This window comes from Halorubrum tibetense, assembly GCF_042661865.1.
GTDB classification, from domain to species: domain Archaea; phylum Halobacteriota; class Halobacteria; order Halobacteriales; family Haloferacaceae; genus Halorubrum; species Halorubrum tibetense.
This window is the reverse complement of record NZ_JBHSWW010000263.1, coordinates 1-3,323: the sequence shown is the minus strand read 5'-3', so window position 1 is coordinate 3,323 and position 3,323 is coordinate 1. Positions and strand designations below refer to the sequence as shown.

The window sequence follows — 3,323 nt, the reverse complement described above, 5'->3', positions numbered from 1 at the left end:
GCGCCCGCGAGCGCGCCGAGCGACTGGTCGATCGAGCGGCCGAGCGAGCCGCCGCGGAGGGGCGGACGGTCGAAACGATCGTCGACACGGGTGATCCGGCCGAGACGATCCTCGATGCCGTCGCGGAGCGTGAAGTCGACCACGTCGTGATGGGCGGTCACGGCGGGGACTCCGGGTCGATCGCGCGACGGCTCCTCGGTACCGTCGCGACCGCCGTCGTCGGCGGCGCGGACGTGACGGTGACGGTGGTCCGGCACGACGATTGAGCGGCGCGAACGTTCTCGTGGTCGATCTCGGCAGTACGTATCGTCGAGTGGTTGTCGCGTCGCTTATACGTGGTCGAACGACGCTGCTAGCGGCCTTTATAAACGGTTGGTAGCGTGGTGAGGCCGTTCGAAGCGTCAGCCACTCAGCCATCAGTGATCCGTGACGGATCGACGGTGAACACGTTCAAAGCCCCAGCCTGCTCCGGTCGAAGGACTCGCTTATAAGTGATACCTGGTGGATCGACAGTGGGTACGTCCAAAGCCCCAGCCTGCTCCGGTCGAGGGGCTCGCTGCGCGCTGGAACGGGCTCGCGAGGCTCGCCCGTTCCAGTGCTTACCTCACCCGTCTTCCCGGAGCAGGCTGCCCCTTTGAGTCCCACCCTGCACCACAACCGGCCCGCACCTCACACCTCCCCAGCCTCGCCGGAACGGCGCTTGCGAGCGCGCCGTTCCGGGCTCCCTCGCGCGGACTGCTCGCGCCCGTATCGGGCGCTCGCAGGCGCACGCCACCGCAGTTGTTTATAAACAACCGTCGCAGCCGCTCACAGTCCTTTTAAATGATGTCGTTGCTATCGATCCGGGAGGATCACTTCCGCTCCCAGTTGAAACGGAGTCGCGGTGGGTTTCGGTCCGATGCGTTCCGGTCGATACGAGATTGAGATCCGGACTCTGGGTACTCAGGCTGGACGTATCCCGCTCTCCGTCAGAACGAAGTGTTCGTGAGCATATACTATACTGCGAACCATGTTCGACGCCGTTCAACCGACGATACTGGGGTTCGGGTTCCTCGCTTTGCTCTGGCTCGTCGGCGGTCTCTCGATGCTTCAGTCACGTGACGCGATCCCCGTTACCGCGTCTCAGCCGGTTTATATGGGCCTGACGGCCGGAGCCATCATCGGTGCGGCGACCTTCGCGCCCGGCGGAGCGATCGGGGCGATCGTACTCGGGTTCGGGGGTCTCTTCGTCGGCATCTCCATCGGACGAACGGAGGCCTAAGCGGTCGGGGACCCGTCTCCGTCGAGCGATCGAGGGGCAGAGTCGACACGAACGGACGGTTCGGTCGGACGATCGCCATCGACGCTCTCGGCGCTCGATCGTTCTCCGTCCGGATCCGGCGTCACGCCCTACGCCGTCCCGAGCAGCGTCGAGAACGCTCGGTAGAGGCCGAACCCGATAGCGATCGAGGTGACGAGCGTGATCACCCAGAACGCGAGCGTCACGCCGATCTTCCGGCGGGAGACGCCGGCGGAGCCGGCGGCGAGGCCGCCGCCGATCACGCCCGAGATGATGATGTTGTTGAACGAGATGGGGATCCCCAGCGTGATCGCCGCCTGCGCGATGATGAATCCGGGAACGAGCGCGGCGATGGACCGCCGGAGCCCGAGCTGCGCGTACTCCCGCGAGGTCGCCTGGAGGAGCCGTGGCGCGCCCATCCACGCCCCGGCGAGTATCCCGGTCGCCCCCACCGCGAGCAGCACGATGGCGGGCAATCCGAGCTCCGCGCCGTAGAGGTTCTCCAGCGGCCCGGTCGCGAGCCCGACCTGGCTTCCGCCGCTGGAGAACGCGACGACGCTCCCGAGCAACAGCAGGAACGTCCGGATCCCGCGGTCGACGGAGGCCTGCGTCCGGCGACGGATGAACCGGAAGCCCACTGCCGCGAACGCGAGCGTCACGAGGACGATAGCGGGGTCGACGCCGGCCACACTCGGCAAGTCGATCCCCCGCCCGACCGCCCGCGAGACCCACTCCGCGACCGATCCCTGCGCGCGGGTCGGATGGGGGATCACGCCGAGCCGGACGTTCGCGAGGATACCGGCGACGATCCCCGCGAGCAGCGGCACCCCGACGGTGTCGGGCGCGTCGTCGCGCCGCAACATCGTCGCGGTGAGGTACGCCAGTCCGCCGGAGACGGGCGGGACCATGAGCCAGAACGTCCCGATCCGGCGGTACGTGTCGAAGGCGGGGTCACCGCCGAGCGAGAGCCCGACTCCGACCATCGCGCCCGTCGTCGCGAACGCCGCGGGAACCGGGTAGCCGCTGTACACGCCAAACGCCATGAACGACGCGGCCACGAGCAACCCCGTCGTCGCCGCGAGCGGCGTGATCTGGACGCCGTTTATCAGGTCCGCACCGACCGTCTCGGAGATGGCCCCGCCCTGTGTGAGCGCGCCTGCGGCCGCGAGGAGCCCGATGAGGAACGCCGCCCGCATCGTCGACACGGCGTTCGCCCCGATCGCCGGCGCGAACGGCGGCGAGTTGCTGTTCGCGCCGAGCGACCACGCCATGAACAGACAGGTCACCGTCGCGAAGGCGACGAGGACCCAGAACGCGAGCGTCACGGCGTCAACCGCCCCACGGACAGCCACTCTATCGGTCCCGTTCCGTCGGTCAGCGCGAACAGCAGCTGTTTGCGGACCCCGCCGGCGAGCCGGACGTCGAGCGAGAGCTCCCGCGGTGCGAACGCGTGCCCCGGCTCGACCACCCGGACGAGATGCTCGGAGTGCGGGAGCGACTCGACGGTCTCGACGTCGAGGTACGTCCGGAAATCAGCGCCGAACTTGAACCCGGTTTTCGGGACCGCATCCCGATCCCGGAGGTCGCGGTACGTCGCCAGCCGCCGGTCGAACCGGTCGCCCTCGACCGCTCGACCGCGGGCGACGATGGCTGCGGTGGTGTCGCTCTCGCTCTCCGCCGCCCCGTCCCCGGTCTCGACGACCTCGTCGAGCCCGAGTCGGTCGTCAGCCGCCAGCGACGCGGCCTCCAAGAGCGACAGCTGGAGCACGCCCTCGACGGCGGCGGCCCGCCCGGTCAACGGCTGCCCGTAGAACCCGCGCTCGTACAGGCCGTCTGGCGCGTCCCAGACGACGACCCGGTCGGAGAGTAACACTCCTCGGACGTCCGCCGGCGGCTCGTAGTCGGTCGCGCCGTCGATCGCGGGCCGGTCGACCCCGAAGTAGGTGATGTCGCTCTCCTCGTCGACGACGGCGAGCGTCTGCCCGGCCAGCCCGCTCGCGGGGACCGCCTCGCGCTCGCCGACGACCCGGATCGCGTAGTGGAC

At 68.9% G+C, this 3,323-nt stretch carries 4 protein-coding genes; 2 read left to right on the top strand and 2 right to left on the bottom strand.

Annotated features, from left to right (window positions below; genetic code table 11):
• The coding region (locus ACFQEU_RS13310; protein ID WP_379782913.1) for a universal stress protein at positions 1-266 on the top strand (266 nt) is incomplete at its 5' end.
• Between the two features lie 743 nt (positions 267-1,009).
• Entirely contained in the window at positions 1,010-1,261 is a 252-nt protein-coding gene (locus ACFQEU_RS13305; protein ID WP_379782911.1) for a hypothetical protein, read from the top strand.
• Between the two features lie 128 nt (positions 1,262-1,389).
• Here ACFQEU_RS13305 and ACFQEU_RS13300 read toward each other — a convergent pair whose 3' ends face one another.
• The gene (locus ACFQEU_RS13300) at positions 1,390-2,550 is read right to left on the bottom strand and encodes an inorganic phosphate transporter (protein WP_379782915.1); all 1,161 of its coding nucleotides are present in this window, start codon (positions 2,548-2,550) and stop codon (positions 1,390-1,392) included.
• A 50-nt stretch (positions 2,551-2,600) separates the two neighbouring features.
• The coding region (endA, locus tag ACFQEU_RS13295; protein ID WP_379782909.1) for a tRNA-intron lyase at positions 2,601-3,323 on the bottom strand (723 nt) is incomplete at its 5' end.